This window comes from Streptomyces achromogenes subsp. achromogenes, from assembly GCF_000720835.1.
GTDB lineage: Bacteria > Actinomycetota > Actinomycetes > Streptomycetales > Streptomycetaceae > Streptomyces > Streptomyces achromogenes.
Genome location: NZ_JODT01000044.1, coordinates 36800 through 58307, shown reverse-complemented (window position 1 = coordinate 58307; position 21508 = coordinate 36800). Strand labels below are relative to the sequence as shown.

The window sequence follows — 21508 nt, the reverse complement described above, 5'->3', positions numbered from 1 at the left end:
ACTCTATCAGATCTTTTCTCGATCCGATTTCCTCGGTGCTTTCCAGGTTCCCGCTCTCGCGTTTCCCTTTCCGGCGGTTCCGACTTTATCAGAAGTTCTGAGCCGGTTTTCCCACCCGCTCCGGGCAACCATGTCCAGCACGTGAAGTGCTGGGGTTCCCGGGTGGGCGGAGCCGTAAACGTACTGGAGCGGGGCGCCCCGATGCAAATCGAGGCGCCCCGCTCCAGGTCAGTGCCGACGGGGCGTCAGACCTCCACGACCACCGGGAGGATCATCGGCCTGCGGCGATAGGTGTCCGAGACCCACTTGCCGAGGGTCCGGCGGATGAGCTGCTGGAGCTGGTGGGGCTCCACGACGCCGTCCTGGGCGGACCGCTCCAGGACCTCCGTGATCCTCGGGAGGACGTCGGAGAAGGCGGAGTCTTCGATGCCGGAGCCGCGGGCCTGGATGTGCGGGCCGCCGGTGATCTTGCCGGTGGAGGCGTCGATGACGAGGAAGACCGAGATGATGCCCTCGTCCCCGAGGATCTTGCGGTCCTTCAGCGCCGGCTCGCCGACGTCGCCGACCGACAGGCCGTCGACGTAGACGTAACCGGCCTGGACCTTGCCGGAGATCTTGGCCTTGCCCCCGACCAGGTCGACCGCCACGCCGTCCTCGGCGATGACGATCCGGTCGTGCGGGACGCCGGTCAGGGCGCCCAGCTCGGCGTTGGCCCGCAGGTGGCGCCATTCGCCGTGGACCGGCATCAGGTTTCTCGGGCGGCAGATGTTGTAGAAGTACAGCAGTTCGCCCGCGGACGCGTGGCCGGAGACGTGCACCTTGGCGTTGCCCTTGTGGACGACGTTGGCGCCCCAGCGGGTCAGGCCGTTGATCACCCGGTAGACCGCGTTCTCGTTCCCCGGGATCAGCGAGGAGGCGAGGATGACCGTGTCACCCTCCACGATGCGGATCTGGTGGTCGCGGTTGGCCATGCGGGACAGGGCCGCCATCGGCTCGCCCTGGGAGCCCGTGCAGACCAGCACCACCTCTTCGTCGGGCAGGTCGTCCAGCGCCCGGACGTCCACCACCAGGCCCGCCGGGACCCTCAGATACCCGAGGTCGCGGGCGATGCCCATGTTGCGGACCATGGAGCGGCCGACGAAGGCGACCCGGCGGCCGTACTCGTGCGCCGCGTCCAGGATCTGCTGGATGCGGTGGACATGGCTGGCGAAGCTCGCCACGATGATCCGCTTGCGGGCGCCGGCGAAGACCTGCCGCAGCACGTTGGAGATGTCGCGCTCCGGCGGGACGAAGCCCGGGACCTCCGCGTTCGTCGAGTCGGCGAGGAGGAGGTCGATGCCCTCCTCGCTCAGCCGTGCGAACGCGTGCAGGTCGGTGAGGCGGTTGTCCAGCGGGAGCTGGTCCATCTTGAAGTCGCCGGTGTGCACCACCATGCCGGCGGGGGTGCGGATGGCGACGGCCAGGGCGTCAGGGATGGAGTGGTTGACGGCGACGAACTCGCAGTCGAAGGGGCCGACGCGCTCGCGGTCCCCTTCCGCCACCTCCAGGGTGTACGGACGGATCCGGTGCTCCTGGAGCTTCGCCTCGATCAGGGCGAGCGTGAGCTTGGAGCCGATCAGCGGGATGTCCGGCTTCTCGCGGAGCAGGAACGGGACACCGCCGATGTGATCCTCGTGACCGTGGGTGAGGACGATGCCCTCGATGTCGTCGAGGCGGTCCCTGATGGACGAGAAGTCCGGCAGGATCAGGTCGATTCCGGGCTGCTCCTCCTCGGGGAAGAGCACTCCGCAGTCGACGATCAACAGGCGGCCGCCGTATTCGAACACGGTCATGTTCCGGCCGATTTCGCCGAGGCCGCCGAGCGGGGTGACCCGCAGGCCGCCTTCGGGAAGCGGCGGGGGCGGGCCGAGTTCAGGATGCGGATGACTCAAAAGACTCTCCTCAACCACGCGCGCCACGTACCGGTAGGGCACGTGGCGCGCGTGACGTTCGTGCAGAAGCAGTTGTGTGTGTGGGGTGCAGGCACCGGTGGCCTGCGTCTGCGGTTGTCGATTCAGTTGTGAAGCCCGTGCTGTGGTGCCAAGTCTTTAATCAGAGCTGTACCCCGCCGGCAGCAAGATCGATCTTGAGCTGGGCGATCTCCTCGGCGGAGCACTCGACCATGGGCGAGCGCAGCGGTCCGGCGGGCAGGCCCTGGAGCGCGAGCGCGGCCTTGGTGGTCATGACGCCCTGGGTGCGGAACATGCCGGTGTAGACCGGGAGCAGCTTCTGGTGGATCTCGGTGGCCTTGACGACGTCACCGGAGACGAACGCGTCCACCAGGGCGCGCAGGTCGGGGGTGACCAGGTGGCCGACGACCGAGACGAAGCCGACCGCGCCGACCGAGAGCAGCGGGAGGTTCAGCATGTCGTCGCCGGAGTACCAGGCGAGGCCGGAGCGCGCGATGGCCCAGCTGGCGCGGCCGAGGTCGCCCTTGGCATCCTTGTTGGCGACGATCCGAGGGTGCTCCGCGAGCCGGACCAGGGTCTCGGTGTTGATCGGGACACCGCTGCGGCCGGGGATGTCGTAGAGCATGACCGGCAGGCCGGTGGCGTCGGCGACGGTCGTGAAGTGCCGGTACAGGCCCTCCTGCGGGGGCTTGTTGTAGTACGGCGTGACGACCAGCAGTCCGTGGGCGCCGACGCGCTCGGCCTCGCGGGCCAGCTCGACGCTGTGGTGGGTGTCGTTGGTGCCGACGCCGGCGACGACGTGGGCGCGGTCGCCGACGGCCTCCAGGACGGCTCGTACCAGGTCCGATTTCTCCGCGTCGCTGGTGGTCGGGGACTCGCCGGTGGTGCCGTTGACGATCAGGCCGTCGTTGCCTGCGTCCACCAGGTGGGCGGCGAGCCGCTGCGCGCCGTCGAGGTCGAGTGCGCCGTCCGCCGTGAACGGCGTGACCATGGCGGTGAGGACCCGCCCGAAGGGGGTCTGCGGAGTCGAGGTCGGAGCCATGGGTAACACGCTACTCGGTGCGCGGTGCGGGGTCTGCTCGCGGGGTGTCGGGAAAGTCAGGACAAAGATGGAGCCCGGCACTGCCTGCTCGGGGGTTCAAGCAGTGCCGGGTCCGTTTGATCAGGCTAGATGAACTTCTCTAAATGCCGCAATACGGACACTTCGCCAGGCTGGTCCGTACGCCCGTTCCCGGTGCGGGAACAAGACTTCGTTACGGGGCCACACGACCGTTCGCGTTGAAGGCGGCGTACGTCAGCGGCATGAGCTTCGCCCACTCCGCCTCCATCTTCTCGCCCACCATCTCGATCTCCCGCTGCGGGAAGGAGGGCACCTTGGCCAGCTCGTGCTGGGTGCGCAGGCCGAGGAAGTGCATCAGGGAGCGCGCGTTGCAGGTGGCGTACATCGAGGAGTAGAGGCCGACGGGCAGGACCGAGCGGGCGACCTCGCGGGCGATGCCCCGGGCGAGCATGTCCTGGTAGGCGGCGTAGGCCTGGCGGTACGACTCCTCCATGGCCTCAGCGGCCAGGGAGTGCTGCTCCTCGGTGCCCGCCACGAAGACGTACTTGCCCGGCCGGCCCTCCTGCACCAGCTTGCGGTCGGTGTCGGGGACGTAGAAGACCGGCTGGAGCTCGCGGTAGCGGCCGGACTCCTCGTTGTACGACCAGCCGACGCGGTGCCGCATGAACTCGCGGAAGACGAAGATCGGGGCGCTGATGAAGAACGTCATCGAGTTGTGCTCGAAGGGGCTGCCGTGCCGGTCGCGCATCAGGTAGTTGATCAGGCCCTTGGAACGCTCGGGGTCCTTGTTCAGCTCGTCCAGGGACTGCTCCCCGAGGGTCGACACACGGGCAGCGAAGAGCACGTCGGAATCCGTCGCGCTGTGCTTGACCAGTTCGACGGTGACGTCACTGCGCAGGTCGATCTTCGGCTCATCCGGGGTGCGGGTCACGGTTGGACAGGTCCTTCCCACTGCTGCTTGAGGTTCGCGCCCACTGTACGGGGGGACTCGGCCGCGAACGAAAGTGACCTTGCCTGCGATTTTTTCCGGACATGGGGCACCTTTTGTGTCACTCGAACGTCTTTACCGGTGAAGCGTGCCCATTCGATCTCCGAATCCCCGAGAGGAGCGGCAGCCGCCATGTTCCGCCCCCAGCTACCGCCGGGAGGTACCCCCAGTGAACCCGTGCCCTTCGCCTTCCTGGCCGAGGCGGAAAGGTTCCGCAGCAATGTGACTCCTCCGCCCCGTCAGCGGGCGTCCTTCGGCGAGCTGGCCGGGCGCTGGCTGCTGGGCCTCACCCTCGTCGCCGGGATCGTGGGGGCCCTGGTAGCCGGCATGCCGGCGCTCTCCACGCCCTCCGACGCACCGGCTCAGCAGTCCCAGGCGTCCCAGGGGCGCTGAGCGCGGGCGCTGCCCCTTCCGGACGCGCACGGCTGGTGGGCGCACACCCGGCCGGATAGCCTCACCGGGCACAGCCCCCGCGAGGACCGAGTGAGGACCAGCCGTGCCCCTGCCCTTTCTGACAGCCGACCGCAGCTTCGAGACGGCAGCCGAGAGCGCGCTGCCCCATGACGACCCGGACCGCTGGCGGCGCCCGTACCGGCCCGGGCCCTGGCGGGTGGGTGCGGCCGCGCTGTGGCTGCTGCTCGCCTCGTTCGTGCTGTTCGGCGCGGTCCTCACCGCGCTGACCGGCTCGGTGCCCACCGCCGCGGCGGTGCTCGTCACGGGCCTGCTGATCATCGCGGGCGCGCTGCGGCTGCTGCGCATGGGGGTGTGGGTGAGCCGGCGCGGGCTGCGCCGGACCGGTTTCCTGCTGACCCGGACGCTGCCGTGGGAGCGGGTGGTGTCGGTGCGGACGGTGCAGCGGCCGGTGCGCTGGCTGGGGCTGCCGCGCACGGTGCAGGGGCAGGCGCTGGCCCTCGTCCGCACGGACCTGCCGCCCGACGACACCCCGCCGCTGCTGACCACGCACACCCTGGACTTCCTGGGCCGGCCGATGGCGTTCGACCGGGCGGCGGACACGGTGGAGGCGTGGGCGGCGGAGTGCGGGCGCGGCTGACCGCCCGGAGGCCGTGAAGGGCTCCGAGGGGCCCGGGCGGCTCGGTGGATGGGCGGCGGTGCCCGCGGGTGCGGCCGGGCGCCGCGGGGCCGGTGTCAGGCCCTGTACGGGCCGGGCCGGTGTCAGGCCCGTACGGGCTTTCCGTCGTGCAGGGCGATGGCCCTTTGCATCGCCTTGCGGGCCCGCGGGGTGTCGCGGGCGTCGTGGTAGGCGACGGCGAGGCGGAACCAGCAGCGCCAGTCGCCGGGGGACGCCTCCGTCTCGGCCTTGCGCCGGGCGAAGACCTCGTCGGCCGAGTCACGGTCGATCCGGCCGCTGGGCAGGCGTTTCAGCTCGTCCGCCGGCAGGCCGCCCTCGGCCTCCAGCTCGGCGGCCAGCTGGTTGGCCCGGCGGACGAACGCGGTGTTCTTCCACAGGAACCACAGGCCGATGACCGGCAGGATCAGCACCGCCACGCCGAAGGTGACGGTGAGCAGCCTGCCGTCCTGGATGAGCATGACGCCGCGGCTGCCGACCAGGAGGAAGTAGAAGACCAGGACGGCGGCCGTGACGAGGTAGGTGATCTTCGCGCGCATGACGTGTTCGGGCTCAGCTCAGGTCCAGGAAGTGTTCCAGGCCGAAGGTGAGGCCCGGAGTAGTCACCACGCGGCGGGCGCCGAGCAGGATGCCCGGCATGAAGCTGCTGTGGTGCAGCGAGTCGTGCCGGACGGTCAGGGTCTCCCCCTCGCCGCCGAGCAGCACCTCCTGGTGGGCGAGCAGGCCGCGCAGCCGTACGGCGTGCACGGGGACGCCGTCGACGCTGGCGCCCCGGGCGCCGTCGAGGGCGGTGGCGGTGGCGTCCGGCGCGGGGGCCGTGCCGGCCGCCCGGCGGGCCTCGGCGATGAGCTGGGCGGTGCGCGTGGCGGTGCCGGAGGGGGCGTCCACCTTGTTCGGGTGGTGGAATTCGACCACCTCGACCGACTCGAAGTACGGCGCGGCGAGCTGCGCGAACTTCATCGTGAGCACGGCCCCGATGGAGAAGTTCGGCGCGATGAGCACGCCGGTCTCCGGGGACCGTTCGAGCCAGCCCTTCAGCTGCGCGAGGCGCTCGTCGGTCCAGCCGGTGGTCCCGACGACCGCGTGGATGCCGTGGCGCACGCAGAAGTCGAGGTTGCCCATGACCGAGGCCGGGGTGGTCAGCTCGACCGCGACCTGGGCGCCGGTCTCGGCCAGGGTCTCCAGCTTGTCGCCCCGGCCGAGGGCGGCGACCAGTTCCATGTCCTCGGCGGCCTCGACCGCCTTGACCGCCTCGGAGCCGATCCGGCCCCTGGCACCGAGGACCGCCACGCGCAGCTTGCTCATGTTCCTGCTTCCTAACCGGTGGTGTTTCAGGCGACCGCGTCGTGCAGCCGGGCGGCCTGCTTGTCCTTGAGCGGGCCGATGACCGACAGCGACGGACGCTGTCCCAGGATGTCGCGGGCGACCGAACGGACCTCGTCCGGGGTGACCGCGGCTATCTTCGCCAGCATGTCGTCCACGGACATCTGCTCGCCCCAGCACAGCTCGCTCTTGCCGATGCGGTTCATCAGCGCGCCGGTGTCCTCCAGGCCGAGGACGGTGGAGCCCCGCAGCTGGCCGATGGCGCGGGCGATCTCGTCGTCCGACAGGCCCTCGCGCGCGACCTGGTCGAGTTCGTCGCGGCAGATCCGCAGCACGTCGTGGACCTGGCTGGGCCGGCAGCCGGCGTAGACCCCGAACAGGCCGCAGTCGGCGAAGCCGGAGGTGTACGAGTACACGCTGTAGGCGAGGCCGCGCTTCTCCCGGACCTCCTGGAAGAGGCGGGAGGACATGCCGCCGCCGAGGGCGGTGTTGAGCACGCCCATGGCCCAGCGGCGGTCGTCGGAGCGGGCGAGGCCGGGCATGCCGAGGACGACGTGCGCCTGCTCGGTCTTGCGGCCGAGCACGTCGACCTTGCCGAAGGTGCGGATCGTACGGCTGCCGTCGCGCGGGGCGATGGGCTTGGCCTGCGGGTCCTTCAGGGCGCCGGCCTTCTCGAAGGCCGCGCGGACCTGACGGACGACCTTGGCGTGGTCGATGTTGCCGGCGCAGGCGACCACGAGGTGGGTCGGGTCGTAGTGCTTCTTGTAGAAGCGGCGGATGCGGTCGGCGGTGAGGGCGTTGACCGTGTCGACCGTGCCGAGGACCGGGCGGCCGAGGGCGTTGTCGCCGAACATGGTGTGCGCGAACAGGTCGTGCACGCAGTCGCCGGGGTCGTCCTCGGTCATGGCGATCTCTTCGAGGATCGCGCCGCGTTCGACGTCGACGTCCTCCTCGAGGATCAGTGAGCCGGTCAGCATGTCGCAGACCACGTCGATGGCCAGCGGCAGGTCGGTGTCGAGCACGCGTGCGTAGTAGCACGTGTACTCCTTGGCCGTGAACGCGTTCATCTCGCCGCCGACGGCGTCGAGCGCGGCGGAGATGTCGAGCGCGCTGCGGCGGGCCGTGCCCTTGAAGAGCAGGTGCTCCAGGTAGTGCGTGGCGCCGTTCAGGGACCGGGTCTCGTCGCGGGAGCCGACGTGGGCCCAGATGCCGAAGGTCGCGGAGCGGACCGACGGCAGCGTCTCGGTGACGATGCGCAGGCCGCCCGGGAGGGTGGTCTTGCGGACCGTGCCGATGCCGCCTGCGCCCTGGACGAGGGTTTGGGTACGGGCGACGGCCCGCGCCTCCGAAGAGGGGCGGGCCGTCGCCTTGGAGCTACGGGACGTCACTGCTCGGCGTCGTCCTTCGCGTTCTCGTCGCCTTCTTCGCCCTCGACCACCGGGATGAGGGAGAGCTTGCCGCGGGAGTCGATCTCGGCGATCTCGACCTGGACCTTCTGGCCCACACCGAGGACGTCCTCGACGTTCTCCACGCGCTTGCCGCCGGCGAGCTTGCGGATCTGCGAGATGTGCAGCAGACCGTCCTTGCCGGGCAGCAGGGAGACGAACGCGCCGAAGGTGGTCGTCTTGACGACCGTGCCCAGGTAGCGCTCGCCGACCTCGGGCATCGTCGGGTTGGCGATGCCGTTGATCGTGGCGCGGGCGGCCTCCGCCGAGGGACCGTCGGCGGCACCGATGTAGATCGTGCCGTCGTCCTCGATGGTGATCTCGGCGCCCGTGTCCTCCTGGATCTGGTTGATCATCTTGCCCTTGGGGCCGATGACCTCACCGATCTTGTCGACCGGGATCTTGACGGTGATGATCCGCGGGGCGTGCGGGCTCATCTCGTCGGGCCGGTCGATGGCCTCCATCATCACGTCGAGGATGTGCAGGCGGGCGTCGCGGGCCTGCTTGAGGGCCGCGCCCAGGACGGAGGCCGGGATGCCGTCCAGCTTGGTGTCGAGCTGGAGGGCGGTCACGAAGTCCTTCGTGCCGGCGACCTTGAAGTCCATGTCGCCGAAGGCGTCCTCCGCACCGAGGATGTCGGTGAGGGTGACGTAGTGCGTCTCGCCGTCGATCTCCTGGGAGATCAGACCCATGGCGATACCGGCGACCGGGGCCTTGAGCGGCACACCGGCGTTCAGCAGCGACATGGTGGAGGCGCAGACCGAGCCCATGGACGTCGAGCCGTTGGAGCTCAGCGCCTCGGAGACCTGGCGGATCGCGTAGGGGAACTCCTCGCGCGTCGGCAGCACCGGCACCAGGGCGCGCTCGGCGAGGGCGCCGTGGCCGATCTCGCGGCGCTTGGGGGAGCCGACGCGGCCGGTCTCGCCGGTGGAGTACGGCGGGAAGTTGTAGTTGTGCATGTAGCGCTTGCGGGTCACCGGGGAGAGGGTGTCCAGCTGCTGCTCCATGCGGAGCATGTTGAGGGTGGTGACGCCCAGGATCTGGGTCTCACCGCGCTCGAACACGGCGGAGCCGTGCACCCGCGGGATGGCCTCGACCTCGGCGGCCAGGGTGCGGATGTCCGTCAGCCCGCGGCCGTCGATGCGCTTCTTCTCCTTGATCACGCGCTCACGGACCAGCTGCTTGGTGAGCGAGCGGTACGCGGCGGAGATCTCCTTCTCGCGGCCCTCGAACTCCGGCAGGAGCTTCTCGGCGGCGAGCGCCTTGACGCGGTCCAGCTCGGCCTCGCGCTCCTGCTTGCCGGCGATGGTGAGCGCCTGGGCCAGCTCGGGGCGGACGGCCGCGGTCAGGGCCTCGAACACGTCGTCCTGGTAGTCCAGGAAGATCGGGAACTCGGCGGTCGGCTTGGCGGCCTTGGCGGCGAGGTCGGCCTGGGCGCGGCACAGCACCTTGATGAAGGGCTTGGCGGCCTCCAGACCGGCGGCGACGACCTCCTCGGTCGGCGCCTCGGCGCCGCCCTCGACCAGCTTGATGGTCTTCTCGGTGGCCTCGGCCTCGACCATCATGATCGCGACGTCGCCGTCCTCCAGGACACGGCCGGCGACGACCATGTCGAAGACGGCGTCCTCCAGCTCGGTGTGGGTCGGGAAGGCGACCCACTGGCCGCTGATCAGCGCGACGCGGACGCCGCCGATCGGGCCGGAGAAGGGCAGGCCGGCCAGCTGCGTGGACGCGGACGCGGCGTTGATCGCCACGACGTCGTACAGGTGGTCGGGGTTGAGGGCCATGATCGTGGCGACGACCTGGATCTCGTTGCGCAGGCCCTTCTTGAAGGACGGGCGCAGCGGACGGTCGATGAGGCGGCAGGTGAGGATGGCGTCCTCGGAGGGCCGGCCCTCACGGCGGAAGAAGCTGCCGGGGATCTTGCCGGCGGCGTACATCCGCTCCTCGACGTCCACCGTGAGCGGGAAGAAGTCGAGCTGGTCCTTGGGGTTCTTGGAGGCGGTGGTGGCCGACAGCACCATGGTGTCGTCGTCCAGGTACGCCACGGCGGAGCCGGCGGCCTGCTTGGCCAGGCGGCCCGTCTCGAAGCGGATGGTGCGGGTGCCGAAGGGGCCGTTGTCGATGACGGCTTCGGCGTAGTGGGTCTCGTTCTCCACTAGCGTTTTCTCCTCGTCTTCGTCCTGTGCCTGCCCGTGTGGCAGGGGGACGGCGTGTGGAGAGGCGCTCCGTGCGGTGCGGGCCGGTCTTCGATCGAAGCACCCGGGGCGTTTTCCCCGGGGGCCACTACCGAGGACCGGCGGCGACTGGGTGCGCTTCTCCTCGTTCTGTCTCGTACGCGGTGCGTTGTGCTACCACACTACAAAGCGTGAGTGACACTCCGCACGTTTCCACCGATACCACGGTGGTCGCCAGGTATGCGGCTCAGTCCCGCATACGGCAAAGGGAGCGGTCCCCGAGGCGTCGGGAACCGCTCCCCTCATGGCGTCTTACTTGGCGCCCGCCGCACCGCGGCGGATGCCGAGGCGGTCGACCAGCGTACGGAAGCGCTGGATGTCCTTCTTCGCCAGGTACTGCAGCAGCCGGCGGCGCTGACCGACCAGGATCAGCAGGCCACGGCGGGAGTGGTGGTCGTGCTTGTGGGTCTTGAGGTGCTCCGTCAGGTCGGAGATCCGACGGGACAGCAGAGCGACCTGGACCTCGGGGGAGCCGGTGTCACCCTCCTTGGTACCGAACTCGGCGATGATCTGCTTCTTCGTAGCGGCGTCGAGCGACACGCGTACTCCTCATGGTGTGTGAGTGGCCACCGAGTGCCCCCGGTCTGCGTCTCGGGGGAGCTTCCGTTACTCGGGAGGCGGGGATCCGCTGGGCGCGGCCTCCAGAACAGCGAACGGTTCCGGGGGTGCGTACACAAACGGCCGTCACTCAGGGTACCAGGCGATGGCGGGCGGCTTACGCCCGGTCGGCGAACGCCGCCGGCACCGTGGCGGACGCCACTAGGGTGAGCCCCGGGATCGTACCTACCTCGGGAAGGGGTCGCCGCAGATGGCGGAAACGGAAGCGGAGATGAAGGCGCGCAAGGAGCGCGAGCGGGACGAGCTGTACGCGCTCGACATCTCGGGTGTGGAGTGGCACTGCGCGCCGGGTACGGAGGAGCACGAGGAGCGGGTCGAGATCGCGTACCTGCCCGGTGGCGCGGTGGCGATGCGGTCCTCCCTCGACCCGGACACCGTGCTGCGCTACACGGAGGCGGAGTGGACCGCGTTCGTGCTCGGGGCGCGCGACGGGGAGTTCGATCTGAAGCCGATGGCGCACAACGGGGGCCTGGACGTGCAGTGAGCCGCGCGGTGTGACCAGCGGCGTGGGAAAAGGGGCGGTACGCGCGCGTGCCGCCCCTTTTCGCGTCGTGATGCCGTTTCCGTGGTCCACGTTTTCCGCGTCGTGGTCCCGTCAGCTGGTCATGGCTCGGGCCTTGGCGTACACGTCGAAGACGGCCAGGGCGAGCGGGATCAGGGTGAGCAGGACGAAGCCCTCGCAGATCTCCAGGAAGCGGCCCCAGAAGGGGGTCAGGCCGCCGCGCGGCAGGATCAGGCCGAGGGCCGTCACCAGGGCGGTGGCCAGGGCGATGGCCGCGATCAGCCAGATGGTGCGGATGTCGAGGTCGGTGCGGTCGCCGGCCAGCGCGGCCCGCATGATGTGCTCCGGCGGGTTGAGGGCGAGGCCGAGGCCGAGCAGGACCAGGCAGGTGAGGCCGGCGGCGAGCACGGGGGCCACCTGGGCGGTGTAGCGGAACATGCCCGCCCGCATGAGCATGGCGATGCCGGTGGCGAGCGCGAGCAGCTGGGCCCAGACGTCGTCGGAGAAGCCGAGCACGGCCGCGGCGCCGACGGCGAGCAGCGCGCAGCCGCCGACCATGCCGACGAGGAGTTCGTGGCCGCGCCGCGCCTGCGCCTCGACGCGCTCGATGTCCACCGGTTCCTGGGCGGCGGGCTCGTTGCCGTAGGCGGGGCGGGGGGCGCCGCCGCCGCTGGGGTTCTCGAAGCCGATCGGCAGCCGGGCGAACCGCATGGACATGCCGGGCAGGAAGGCGAGGGCGCAGACGGCGACCGGGGCGCACAGGGCGGCGGTCTCCCGGGGCGCCCAGTCGGTGAGGGTCGCGATGAAGACGGCGACCAGGGCGACCGCGGAGGCGAACACGAAGGCGACGAAGGGACCGTCGCCGTGGGGTGAGCACAGGGCGAGGACGAGGGCGGCGACGAGGACGGCCGCGCACGCCAGCAGGAACTGGAGTCTGCCGATGCCCTCGCCGGCGCTCAGCGGCAGCAGTCCGCTGCCGGCGACGCCGATGTTGGGCAGCGCGCCGAGGCCGAGGGCGACGGCCGAGCCGCGGTCGTCGTAGACGCGGGCGCGGACGGCGGAGAGCACGACCAGGAGGACGCCGGTGACGGCGGCGAGGATGCCGGCCAGGCCGTGCATGTCGTGGCGCGGGTCGGCGGTCCAGGCGACGAACGCCAGCAGCGCGGGCAGCACACCGCCGCCGACGAGCCCGGCGGCCCGGGTCAGGTCGCCGCTCCACAGCTTGTGCCGCTTGGTGACGGAGGAGGCCACGGCCTCGGCGACGTCGTCGAAGACGGCCGGCGGCAGGGACTCGGCGAACGGGCGCAGGGTGAGCAGTTCGCCGTCGAGGATGCGCTGGGCGGCGAAGGACCGGGCGCTGTCCAGCACGGTGCCGTCGGTGCGGACGAGGTGGTAGCCGACCGGGGCGCCGGCCGCGGGGCTCTGCTGGGACAGCCGGAGGATCTCCGGGTAGAGGTCGGCGACCGGGACGTCGTCGGGCAGGGCCACGTCGATACGGCTGTCCGGCGCGACGATGGTGACCCGGCAGAAGCCGAGTCCGGTGCCGGACCCGGAAGGGGCTCCCGTCCCGGGTCCGCCGGTGGCGGCGGCCGTCATGCTCACCTGCTGCTCCCCCTCAGTGGTGGTGGTGATGCGTCTGTGTGGTGCTCGGTGCTGATGGTGCTGTGTCGTGCTCGGTGGTGATGGTGCGGCTGTGTCGTGAAGGTCCCGTGCCGGTTTGCCCGGCGTACGGCGGCCCGGGTGCCGCAAGCCGGGATTCCGGGGTCTTCCCGCCTCGTCCCCGAGGAGTTCGTCCCGGTATATCCGGCCTGCTCGGCGTGTGCTCACGCGAACATCCGGCACCCTACCGCCCACCCGACCCGCGTGAACTCAGTAGGATCACGCGGCGGCCTGCGCTCGCCGGACACGGGGCGGCGGGCGGAAAGCCTGGGTCGGGCAAGGGAATTGGTGAGCGGTGAGCCAGATTGTCGTCAAGCGCCCCCCTAGGGCGCTTCCGTCCGAAGTGCCCACGGAAGAGGTCGTTGTCCAGCCACCGCCCGAATTGCCGCGGGGGCATCAGGAGAGCGTGCTGATGCAGCTCCTGCCCACGCTGGGCATGGGCGGCTCGGTGGTCTTCTTCTTCACGAACGGCCAGCCGTTCATGAAGATCATGGGCATGATCATGATCGCCTCGACGGTGGCCATGTCCATCGCGATGGTGGTCCGCTTCCGCCGCGGCTCCCAGGGCCAGCTGGCCGACATGCGCCGCGACTACCTCAGCTATCTGTCGCAGACCCGCAGGTCCGCCGTGGCCACGGCGCGGAAGCAGCGGGACGCGCAGTACTACCTGCACCCCTCCCCCGAGCAGCTGTGGGCGCTGGTCGCCGAGGGCAGCCGGGTGTGGGAGCGGCGGCCCGGCGACGAGGACTTCGCGCACGTCCGCATCGGGCTGGGCGCGCAGCCGCTGGCGACCCCGCTCATCGCCCCGGAGACGGGACCGGTCGAGCAGCTGGAGCCGCTGACCGCGGGCGCGATGCAGCGCTTCCTCGCCGCGCACGGCACCGTCGGCGAGCTGCCGATGGCGGTGTCGCTGCGCGCCTTCTACCACGTCACGGTCAGCGGCGAACCGCAGTCCGTACGGTCCTCGGCCCGCGCCCTGGTCGGCTCGCTGGCCTCGCTGCACTCCCCGCAGGACCTGGTCATCGCGGTGGCCGCGGGCCGGGAGGCGCTGGCGCACTGGGACTGGGTGAAGTGGCTGCCGCACGCCCAGGCGCCCGGCGCGGTGGACGGCGCGGGTTCCCGCCGGCTGATCGGCTCCGACCCGCGCGAGCTGGAGGACCTGCTGGCCACGCGGCTGACCGGCCGGCCGCGCTTCCACCCCGCCGCCGCGCCGCTGCTGGACGAGCCGCACATCGTGCTCGTCCTGGACGACCTGTCCCTGCTGCCGGACTCGGTGCTCGCGAACCCGGAGGGCCTGCAGGGCGTCACGGTCCTGGAGGTGGTGCCCGGCGAGCTGACCACGGCGGGCGGCGACCTGTCCATCGTCGTCCAGCCCGGCCTGCTGCGCCTGGAGTCCGGGCACGGCGAGGTGTACGAGGGCAGCCCGGACGCGCTGTCCTACGAGTCCGCCGAGGCGCTGGCCCGGCAGCTGGCGCCGCTGCGCATGGCCTCCGGCGGTGACGACGACGAGCCGCTGCTCGCCAACCTGGAGTTCACCGACCTGCTGGGCCTCGGCGACGCGGCCTCCGTCGACACCAAGCGGACCTGGCGCCCGCGCGCGCTCGCCGAACGCCTGCGGGTGCCGATCGGACTCGGCGAGGACGGCCGGCCCGTGATGCTCGACCTGAAGGAGGCCGCGCAGGAGGGCATGGGCCCGCACGGCCTGTGCGTCGGCGCGACCGGTTCCGGCAAGTCGGAGCTGCTGCGCACCCTGGTGCTCGGCCTCGCGGTCACCCACTCCTCCGAGACGCTGAACTTCGTCCTCGCCGACTTCAAGGGCGGCGCGACCTTCGCGGGCATGGCGCAGATGCCGCACGTGGCGGCGGTCATCACCAACCTCGCGGACGACCTCACCCTGGTCGACCGCATGGGCGACTCCATCCGCGGCGAGCTGAACCGCCGCCAGGAGCTGCTGCGCGACGCGGGCAACTACGCCAACATCCACGACTACGAGAAGGCCCGCGCGGCCGGTGCCCCGCTCCAGCCGATCCCGTCCCTGGTGCTGGTGATCGACGAGTTCAGCGAGCTGCTGACCGCCAAGCCCGACTTCATCGAGATGTTCGTGCAGATCGGCCGTATCGGCCGTTCGCTGGGCGTGCACCTGCTGCTGGCCTCGCAGCGCCTGGAGGAGGGCCGGCTGCGCGGCCTGGAGACCTACCTGTCGTACCGGATCGGTCTGCGCACCTTCTCCGCGGCCGAGTCCCGCGCCGCGCTCGGCGTCCCCGACGCCTACGAACTGCCGAACGTCCCCGGCTCCGGCTTCCTGAAGTACGGCACGGACGAGATGGTCCGGTTCAAGGCCGCCTACGTCTCGGGCGTGTACCGCTCCGGGGGCCGGCGGACGGACCTGTCCGGCGGGCGGCTCCCGGTGGACCGCCGCCCGGTGCTGTTCACGGCCACCGAGGTGCCGGTGCAGTACACCGCGATCCCGCAGCAGCGCACCGAGTCCGAGCCCGAGGTGGACGAGGCGCTGGCCGACACCGTCCTCGACGTGATCGTGCGCCGGCTGGAGGCGCAGGGCCCGGCGGCCCACCAGGTGTGGCTGCCGCCACTGGAGAGCCCGCCCGCGCTGGACGCGCTGCTGCCGGGCCTGGCGGCGGTGCCGGGCCGCGGCCTGACCCAGCCGAACTACGAGGGCGCGGGCCGCCTGGTGGTCCCGGCCGGCCTGGTCGACAAGCCGTACGAGCAGCGCCGCGACCGCCTCATGCTGGACTTCTCGGGCGCGGCCGGCCACATGCAGATCATCGGCGGCCCGCAGTCCGGCAAGTCCACCCTGCTGCGTACCCTGATCTGCGCCTTCGCGCTCACCCACACCCCGCACGAGGTGCAGTTCTACGGCCTCGACTTCGGTGGCGGCGGTATGGCCGCGGTGGACGGCCTGCCGCACGTCGGCGGGATCGCCTCCCGGCTGGACCCGGAGCGGGTGCGCCGTACCGTCTCCGAGGTGTACGGCGTCCTGACCCGCCGCGAGGAGTACTTCCGCACGGCCGGCATCGCCTCGATCGCCGACTACCGCGCGCGGCGCGCCCGGGGCGACATCTCGGTCACCGACCAGCCCTGGGGTGACGTCTTCCTGGTCATCGACGGCTGGGGCAACTTCCGTACGGACTACGAGGGACTGGAGCCGGCGGTCCTGGACATCGCCGCGCGCGGCCTCGGCTACGGCATCCACCTCGTCATCACGGCGTCCCGCTCGATGGAGGTCCGCGCCAACCTCAAGGACCACCTGATGAACCGCCTGGAGCTGCGTCTGGGCGACGTGATGGACTCGGAGATCGACCGCAAGGTCGCGGCGAACGTGCCCGCGGGGGTCCCCGGCCGCGGTCTGTCCCCGCAGAAGCTGCACTTCATGGCGGCGGTGCCGCGCATCGACGGCCTCACCTCCGACACGGACCTGGCCGAGGCCACGGCCGCGCTGACCACCGAGGTCGGGCGGCACTGGCAGGCGCCGGGCGCCCCCAAGGTACGGCTGCTGCCGCGCCGGCTGGACGCGGCCGAGCTGCCTCCGGGCGACCGGTTCCCGCGGCGGGGCGTCGCCTTCGCGCTGGACGAGGAGAACCTGGAGCCGGTGTTCGTCGACTTCGACCAGGACCCGTTCTTCCTGATCTTCGGCGAGAGCGAGTCCGGCAAGTCCAACCTGCTGCGGCTGCTGATCAGGCAGCTGTCGCTGCGGTACGGCGGCGACGAAGCGAAGTTCTTCGTGGTCGACAACCGGCGTGCCCTGCTGGACGTGACCCCCGCGTCCCACCTGGCGGAGTACATCCCGATGTCCAGCCAGATGGACCACCACATGGCGGCGCTGGCCGACCTGATGCAGCGCCGCACGCCGACGGCGGACGTCACACCGCAGCAGCTGCGGGACCGCAGCTGGTGGCGGGGGCCGCAGGTGTTCGTCGTCATCGACGACTACGACCTGGTCTCCACCTCCAGCGGCAACCCGCTCAGCGGACTGACGGAGATGCTGCCGTTCGCCCGCGACGTGGGCGTCCGCTTCATCATCGCCCGCTCCTCCGCGGGCGCGGGCCGGGCCTCGTACGAGCCGTTCATGCAGCGCATGAAGGAACTCGGCGCCCAGGGCCTGGTCCTGGCCGGCGACCCGGCCGAGGGCGACATCCTCGGCGGCGTCCGCCACCGCCCGATGCCCCCGGGCCGCGGCGTCTTCGTCTCCCGCAAACGGGGCAAGCCGCTGGTTCAGACGGGGTTGGTGGAAGTGGAGTACTGAGGCGCTCCGCCATCGGTAGCTTGGACAGCCGAGCGTCCGGGCGGAGCACCGAGGAGACGGAAGGAAGCCGCGCATGGGCTGGGACGAGTGGGAGCGGTTGAAGGCGGAGGCGGTGCAGAACCGGTCGACGCGCCTACGCCTCGATCAACTGGCTCCCGGCGCCGCAGGCGCGGGCGGCCCGCGCGGTGACCTCACCGTCCACCAGAACGATCTGGCCGCGATCGGTTCCGCGGCACACGAGCTGTTCCAGGACTTCGGCCGGTTCAGCGACCACGCCCGCCTCTCGTCCATGGCGGCGGCCGGAGGGCTGAAGAGTCAGGGCTTCGACGTCGGGGCCGCCCTCGACCATGTCGCGGAGCGCTGGATCGGCCAGGCGCAGACGCTGCTGGACGCCTGCGCCCACATCTCGAACCACCTGCGGTACACGAAGAACCAGCACGCCGCCGACGAATCCCACATCGCCGGCACGCTCAGCAGCATCACCGAGCTGGATCACGGCTTCGACGAGCGGAACGGCAGCTGAGCACGATGGATCTCGACGCGTTACGCCACGGCCGGTTCGCCCAGCTCGGGGAGGCCATCGCCGACTGGGAGGAGATGACCAAGAAGCTCGCCACCCTCCGCGAGGACGCCCGAAACAACCTCAAGGCCCGTGCGGACAAGGCGAACTGGGCCGGCCTGAACGCCCAGGTCGGTCGCGAGTTCGTCGACAAGACAGCGAAGGAGTTCGCGGACGCCCACGTCCAGGCGGACTCCATCACGAAGATTCTCAAGGACACCCACGACGAACTCCTCGGCTACCGCGACCAGCTGAACGAGATCCTCGGGCGCGACCCGTACAAGTACTGCACGGTGATCGACACCGGCCACGGCACGTTCAGCGTCACGGGGAACCCCCGGCCCGACTGGGTGACGGGCCCCAGCGGTGACACGAGCCCCGTCAGCCAACAGGTCGTCAACGATCTCCGCGACGAGATCCAGCGTGTGCTGAGCAAGGCCACCGAGAGCGACAGCACCGCCGCCAAGGCACTCAGGCTGCTTGTCGATCAGTCCGCGTACGGATTCTCCGGCGCCCACTACGAGAACCGGGACGACGCCGCCAGGGCGATCGCGGACGCCGACCGGATGGCGGAAATCCTCGCCAAGGATCCCCATGCGGTGACGAGCACGGAACTCGCCGGACTCAATGCCGCCTTGGCCAGATACAAGAACGATCCACTCTTCGCCGAAGAGTTCGCCACACAGGTCGGCCCCAAGAAATTGCTCACCTTCTGGGCCGGCATCGCGGACCCCTACCAGAGCACTTACGCCCCGGACCGGGCCGAGCAGGCGAAGCGGCTGCAGAAGAATCTCGGGGTCGTCATCGGCCGGGCCACGTTCTCCGACAGCGACAGAATGCGGAGCTGGAAGAATCAGGTGATCGGCTTAGGCCCCGGCCAGCTCGGCATCGATGACGCGAACAACCCGACCGGCTACGCCGTCATGAGCAGTCTCATGCGTTTCGGTGACTACGACGACCAGTTCCTGAACCAGTACGGTGACAAGCTCCTCGCGTACGACAAGAAGATGAACGGGCAGGGCATCAACGCCTGGGTCAACAACGTCAACCAAGGCGACCTCAATTACTGGAATCATGAGAAAGACCGCGGCCGAGATCCTGTCACCGGGTTCCTGGAAGCTCTCGCACACAACCCGGACGCGTCCACGCAGTTCTTCGCTCAGCCCGGCGGTACGGGCGTCACCGTCGACAAGGACTCCGAGGTCAACGATCACCTGAAGTACCTGGTCAGGGAACGCGTCTGGGTGTCCGACGCCTCGCTCGGCGGCGGTCACGACCACGCCACCGGACGGGATGCGCTCGGGCGCGCCCTGGAGGCGGCCACCACCGGGTACCCCGCCGACGCCTCGCCGAAAGAGGTCGCAGCGGGTGATCGTCGTACGGCGGCCACGGCAGGTGTCATAGAGCAGGTCGTCCACCTCTACGGCGGCGAGGACGGGCCGAAGATGCTGCATGGTCAACCGGAACTCGCGGACAGCCTCGGCAAGATGGCCGGCGCGTACATCGACGACCTTGATTACGAGCTGTCCGGCATCGGTGATCACGGCAAGGACGCGGGCGACTTCCCCGCTCGTTACGGCGGGCGCGCGCGGTTCGGGAACCAAGGTGCGATCGATTTCCTGAGCGTCCTAGGGCAGGACGAACGCTCACACAAGGCCGTGACGGCGGCGCAGCACCTCTACACCTTGAGCATGCTGGACGCCCACCCGCCGACCAGCGACGCCCACATGAACCAAGCGCGGGACATCATGTCGGTGGGTGCCGAAGCCCGCGGGATCCTGGACAACTCGCGCGTCGAGCAGGCGGCGACCACCTACGGTGAGAACTCCGAGGAAGCCAACAAGGCCCTCGGGCGGTCGGCCGACTGGAAGAAACTGCTGGTGGGTTCGGTCGTCGCCGGCGGTGTCGCCTCCCTCCCGCTACCGGGCTCCACCGCCGCCGCGGTCGTCATCGCCCCCGTCGCCGCCGACACGATCACGAACGCGGCGAACACCCTGCTCGGGCACGCGATCGACAAGGCGACGGACGACGCCGAGTCCGATGCGCTCGTGCCCTCCCAAATGAGCAGTCGGCAGTTTTACGGCCGGGGTGTCGACGACATCGGATCGGTCTACGACTCGTACTTCAAGGATCACCCGACGGCTAGGGAGGTGGCCGACGAACAGCAGTGGATCCAGGAAACGAAAAGCAGTTACCTGGGCACCGGATCCCATGAGAACGACTACCGAGGCCGGCCTCCGTACAAGGACTGAGTGGGGATGAGAGTGTGGCGAGACCGAACATGTCGTGCATGTGGTGCGGCGCTTTCGCTCACTGTCGCGGTGCTGTTCACCGGAGCATGCGGCGGTACCTCCGATAAGGAAGCGACAGAATCGCCCGGTACGCCGGCGACCGCGAGCAGGGTCTGCGACGGGGCATTCGACGCTCCGGCAGCGGAAGCGTTGCGGCGCCTTGCCGGAACGGACAGGTTCGAGGAATCCGCTGGAGCGGGCACGAGGGATGAAACCACCGCGTTCTCTCTGAGGAACGCGGTCAAACACCTGCACGACGCTTACCGCCAGCGAAGCGCGTGCTGGGTGTACAAGACAAGTGACGACAGCGGGGAACCGCTCCTTGAGATCCGGTTCTCGGCCTCCCAAGGCTACCCCTCAAAGACCCGCAAGGATTCCGATACCGACAAAGTCACGTATCCGGTGGGCCGCTTTGCACAGGTGGGACCGAACGGGGCTGACCTCTTCTTCCAGTGCCCCACCAAGGCGCCTGCCGAGGGCGCTTACATGGGTGACACAGAATATGTGAAGGCGGAGCTTTTCTCGCCCCCGGGACACATGCGGGGTGACAGCATGGATCACGATCGCATGGTGATCCTCAATTCCATCTCCCGGAAAGTTGCCCACATCGCGGGGTGCGCTTCGCAGGCCGATTTGCCGGCAGTGGTTCCGACCCGCTGAGAAGCGGACGCGCTGGCCCGTCCGGCATGACAAAGGGTGGGCACCTCCCGCGCGTGCCCACCCCTTTGCGCTGCCTGTGCCGGTGTGGCTTACATGAAGTAGCTGGCGGCCTTGCGGTCGCCGCCCTGGTAGTCACCGCCGGCCGCGTGCACGACCTTGCCGATCTGGACCAGGGCCTCGTGGATGCCCTGCGCCTCGCGGTCCCAGGCGGCCTGCTGCTCGGTGTACGCGTTGTGGGCCTCGCCCTCCCACATGCTGGCCACGCCGGCGACCTTCTGCTTGATGGCCTCGAGGCCCTCTTCGAGCCGTCGCGCGTGGTTGGCCAGCTGGGTGGCGGTCTCATCGAGACTGCCGTAGGAAACTTCGAGCTCGCCGCTGTTGTTGACGCCCATGATTGCTCCGTTGCTGAGAAGTGGTGACCTGGCAGGGATCAGTAGCCGGCCAGCGCCGAGGTACCGCCACCGACGCTGACGTCGATGCTCTGGACCTGAGCGCGGACCTCGTCCTCCGTGCCGTCCTTGATCTTCCGCGTGGTGCTCATCGCCTCGATGAACTTGGCGAGGATGTTGCCGATACGCACCATGCGCTCGTTGATCTCGGTCTGCTTGGCGTTGAACGCGCCGGCGCCGATACCCTTCCAGTTGCCTTCCAGGCTGTCGATCAGGGCCTGCAGTTCCTTCAGCTGACCCTTGATGCCCTCGAAACGGTGCAGAAGCTCCTTTTCGAGGACGATGATGTCCTTGTCACTTACCTTCTGGCGCTGCGTCGCCATTTCCATGCCTTTCTCTGTGAACTGACCTTGCCGGGCGCTGAGTCGCATGACGAGCATCAGCACTCACGGCAAGCGGGTCTCTGCTCACTCGGCGAAT

Annotated in this window: 18 protein-coding genes; 7 read left to right on the top strand and 11 right to left on the bottom strand. The window is 69.8% G+C overall.

Annotated features, from left to right (window positions below; genetic code table 11):
- Positions 1–245: 245 nt before the first annotated feature.
- The 3 genes from IH25_RS0132790 to thyX form a co-directional block, all read right to left on the bottom strand.
- The gene (locus IH25_RS0132790) at positions 246–1931 is read right to left on the bottom strand and encodes a ribonuclease J (protein WP_030619163.1); all 1686 of its coding nucleotides are present in this window, start codon (positions 1929–1931) and stop codon (positions 246–248) included.
- Between the two features lie 160 nt (positions 1932–2091).
- Positions 2092–2991: a 4-hydroxy-tetrahydrodipicolinate synthase gene (gene dapA, locus IH25_RS0132785; RefSeq protein ID WP_030619160.1), complete on the bottom strand. Its 900-nt coding sequence runs from the start codon at positions 2989–2991 to the stop codon at positions 2092–2094.
- 211 nt (positions 2992–3202) lie between these two features.
- Entirely contained in the window at positions 3203–3940 is a 738-nt protein-coding gene (thyX, locus tag IH25_RS0132780; RefSeq protein WP_030619156.1) for an FAD-dependent thymidylate synthase, read from the bottom strand.
- Between the two features lie 189 nt (positions 3941–4129).
- Here thyX and IH25_RS0132775 point away from each other — a divergent pair, with 189 nt between their 5' ends.
- Positions 4130–4390, top strand: coding sequence for a hypothetical protein (locus IH25_RS0132775; RefSeq protein ID WP_051754324.1), 261 nt, complete (start codon positions 4130–4132; stop codon positions 4388–4390).
- A gap of 103 nt (positions 4391–4493) precedes the next feature.
- Positions 4494–5048 carry a hypothetical protein gene (locus IH25_RS0132770; RefSeq protein ID WP_030619152.1) on the top strand — a complete coding sequence of 185 codons (555 nt, stop codon included), beginning with the start codon at positions 4494–4496 and terminating at the stop codon, positions 5046–5048.
- Between the two features lie 122 nt (positions 5049–5170).
- Here IH25_RS0132770 and IH25_RS0132765 read toward each other — a convergent pair whose 3' ends face one another.
- From IH25_RS0132765 to rpsO, 5 genes are all read right to left on the bottom strand, one after another.
- Positions 5171–5623, bottom strand: coding sequence for a hypothetical protein (locus IH25_RS0132765; protein ID WP_030619150.1), 453 nt, complete (start codon positions 5621–5623; stop codon positions 5171–5173).
- Positions 5624–5636: 13 nt separating this feature from the next.
- A complete protein-coding gene (dapB, locus tag IH25_RS0132760; protein ID WP_030619148.1) occupies positions 5637–6389 on the bottom strand; it encodes a 4-hydroxy-tetrahydrodipicolinate reductase in 753 nt (250 codons plus the stop codon).
- Positions 6390–6415: 26 nt separating this feature from the next.
- Positions 6416–7795 (bottom strand): M16 family metallopeptidase, encoded by a 1380-nt coding sequence (locus tag IH25_RS0132755; RefSeq protein WP_030619147.1) that lies wholly within the window; start codon positions 7793–7795, stop codon positions 6416–6418.
- Positions 7792–10011 (bottom strand): polyribonucleotide nucleotidyltransferase, encoded by a 2220-nt coding sequence (locus tag IH25_RS0132750; protein WP_030619143.1) that lies wholly within the window; start codon positions 10009–10011, stop codon positions 7792–7794. The genes IH25_RS0132755 and IH25_RS0132750 overlap by 4 nt, the downstream gene beginning before the upstream one ends.
- 330 nt (positions 10012–10341) lie before the next feature.
- Positions 10342–10629 (bottom strand): 30S ribosomal protein S15, encoded by a 288-nt coding sequence (rpsO, locus tag IH25_RS0132745; RefSeq protein WP_030619140.1) that lies wholly within the window; start codon positions 10627–10629, stop codon positions 10342–10344.
- Positions 10630–10897: 268 nt separating this feature from the next.
- Between rpsO and IH25_RS0132740 the strand changes: the two genes are divergently transcribed.
- Positions 10898–11191, top strand: a complete 294-nt coding sequence (locus IH25_RS0132740; RefSeq protein WP_030619136.1) for a DUF397 domain-containing protein — start codon at positions 10898–10900, stop codon at positions 11189–11191.
- Positions 11192–11302: 111 nt separating this feature from the next.
- On the opposite strand, the gene eccD is transcribed toward IH25_RS0132740, so the two are convergent.
- Positions 11303–12805 (bottom strand): type VII secretion integral membrane protein EccD, encoded by a 1503-nt coding sequence (gene eccD / locus IH25_RS0132735; protein ID WP_037656093.1) that lies wholly within the window; start codon positions 12803–12805, stop codon positions 11303–11305.
- Between the two features lie 358 nt (positions 12806–13163).
- Here eccD and eccCa point away from each other — a divergent pair, with 358 nt between their 5' ends.
- The 4 genes from eccCa (at position 13164) to IH25_RS0132715 (ending at position 20639) form a co-directional block, all read left to right on the top strand.
- On the top strand, positions 13164–17129 hold the full coding sequence (gene eccCa, locus IH25_RS0132730) for a type VII secretion protein EccCa (RefSeq protein WP_030619132.1): 3966 nt from the start codon (positions 13164–13166) through the stop codon (positions 17127–17129).
- Positions 17130–17202: 73 nt separating this feature from the next.
- A complete protein-coding gene (locus tag IH25_RS0132725; protein ID WP_030619130.1) occupies positions 17203–17652 on the top strand; it encodes a hypothetical protein in 450 nt (149 codons plus the stop codon).
- A 5-nt stretch (positions 17653–17657) separates the two neighbouring features.
- Positions 17658–19940, top strand: a complete 2283-nt coding sequence (locus tag IH25_RS0132720; protein WP_030619127.1) for a DUF6571 family protein — start codon at positions 17658–17660, stop codon at positions 19938–19940.
- Between the two features lie 69 nt (positions 19941–20009).
- Positions 20010–20639, top strand: coding sequence for a hypothetical protein (locus tag IH25_RS0132715; RefSeq protein WP_157847063.1), 630 nt, complete (start codon positions 20010–20012; stop codon positions 20637–20639).
- An 89-nt stretch (positions 20640–20728) separates the two neighbouring features.
- Here IH25_RS0132715 and IH25_RS0132710 read toward each other — a convergent pair whose 3' ends face one another.
- Entirely contained in the window at positions 20729–21031 is a 303-nt protein-coding gene (locus tag IH25_RS0132710; protein WP_030619120.1) for a WXG100 family type VII secretion target, read from the bottom strand.
- Positions 21032–21069: 38 nt separating this feature from the next.
- On the bottom strand, positions 21070–21411 hold the full coding sequence (locus IH25_RS0132705; protein ID WP_030619118.1) for a WXG100 family type VII secretion target: 342 nt from the start codon (positions 21409–21411) through the stop codon (positions 21070–21072).
- Between the last annotated feature and the right edge of the window lie 97 nt (positions 21412–21508).

What these genes read in the sequence shown, in the direction of transcription:
- dapB (WP_030619148.1), bottom strand. Translation starts at nt 6,389, where the DNA reads ATGAGCAAGCTGCGCGTGGCGGTCCTCGGTGCCAGGGGCCGGATCGGC.
- dapA (WP_030619160.1), bottom strand. Translation starts at nt 2,991, where the DNA reads ATGGCTCCGACCTCGACTCCGCAGACCCCCTTCGGGCGGGTCCTCACC.
- IH25_RS0132765 (WP_030619150.1), bottom strand. Translation starts at nt 5,623, where the DNA reads ATGCGCGCGAAGATCACCTACCTCGTCACGGCCGCCGTCCTGGTCTTC.
- IH25_RS0132775 (WP_051754324.1), top strand. Translation starts at nt 4,130, where the DNA reads ATGTTCCGCCCCCAGCTACCGCCGGGAGGTACCCCCAGTGAACCCGTG.
- IH25_RS0132725 (WP_030619130.1), top strand. Translation starts at nt 17,203, where the DNA reads ATGGGCTGGGACGAGTGGGAGCGGTTGAAGGCGGAGGCGGTGCAGAAC.
- IH25_RS0132740 (WP_030619136.1), top strand. Translation starts at nt 10,898, where the DNA reads ATGGCGGAAACGGAAGCGGAGATGAAGGCGCGCAAGGAGCGCGAGCGG.
- eccD (WP_037656093.1), bottom strand. Translation starts at nt 12,805, where the DNA reads ATGACGGCCGCCGCCACCGGCGGACCCGGGACGGGAGCCCCTTCCGGG.
- IH25_RS0132705 (WP_030619118.1), bottom strand. Translation starts at nt 21,411, where the DNA reads ATGGCGACGCAGCGCCAGAAGGTAAGTGACAAGGACATCATCGTCCTC.
- IH25_RS0132710 (WP_030619120.1), bottom strand. Translation starts at nt 21,031, where the DNA reads ATGGGCGTCAACAACAGCGGCGAGCTCGAAGTTTCCTACGGCAGTCTC.
- IH25_RS0132720 (WP_030619127.1), top strand. Translation starts at nt 17,658, where the DNA reads ATGGATCTCGACGCGTTACGCCACGGCCGGTTCGCCCAGCTCGGGGAG.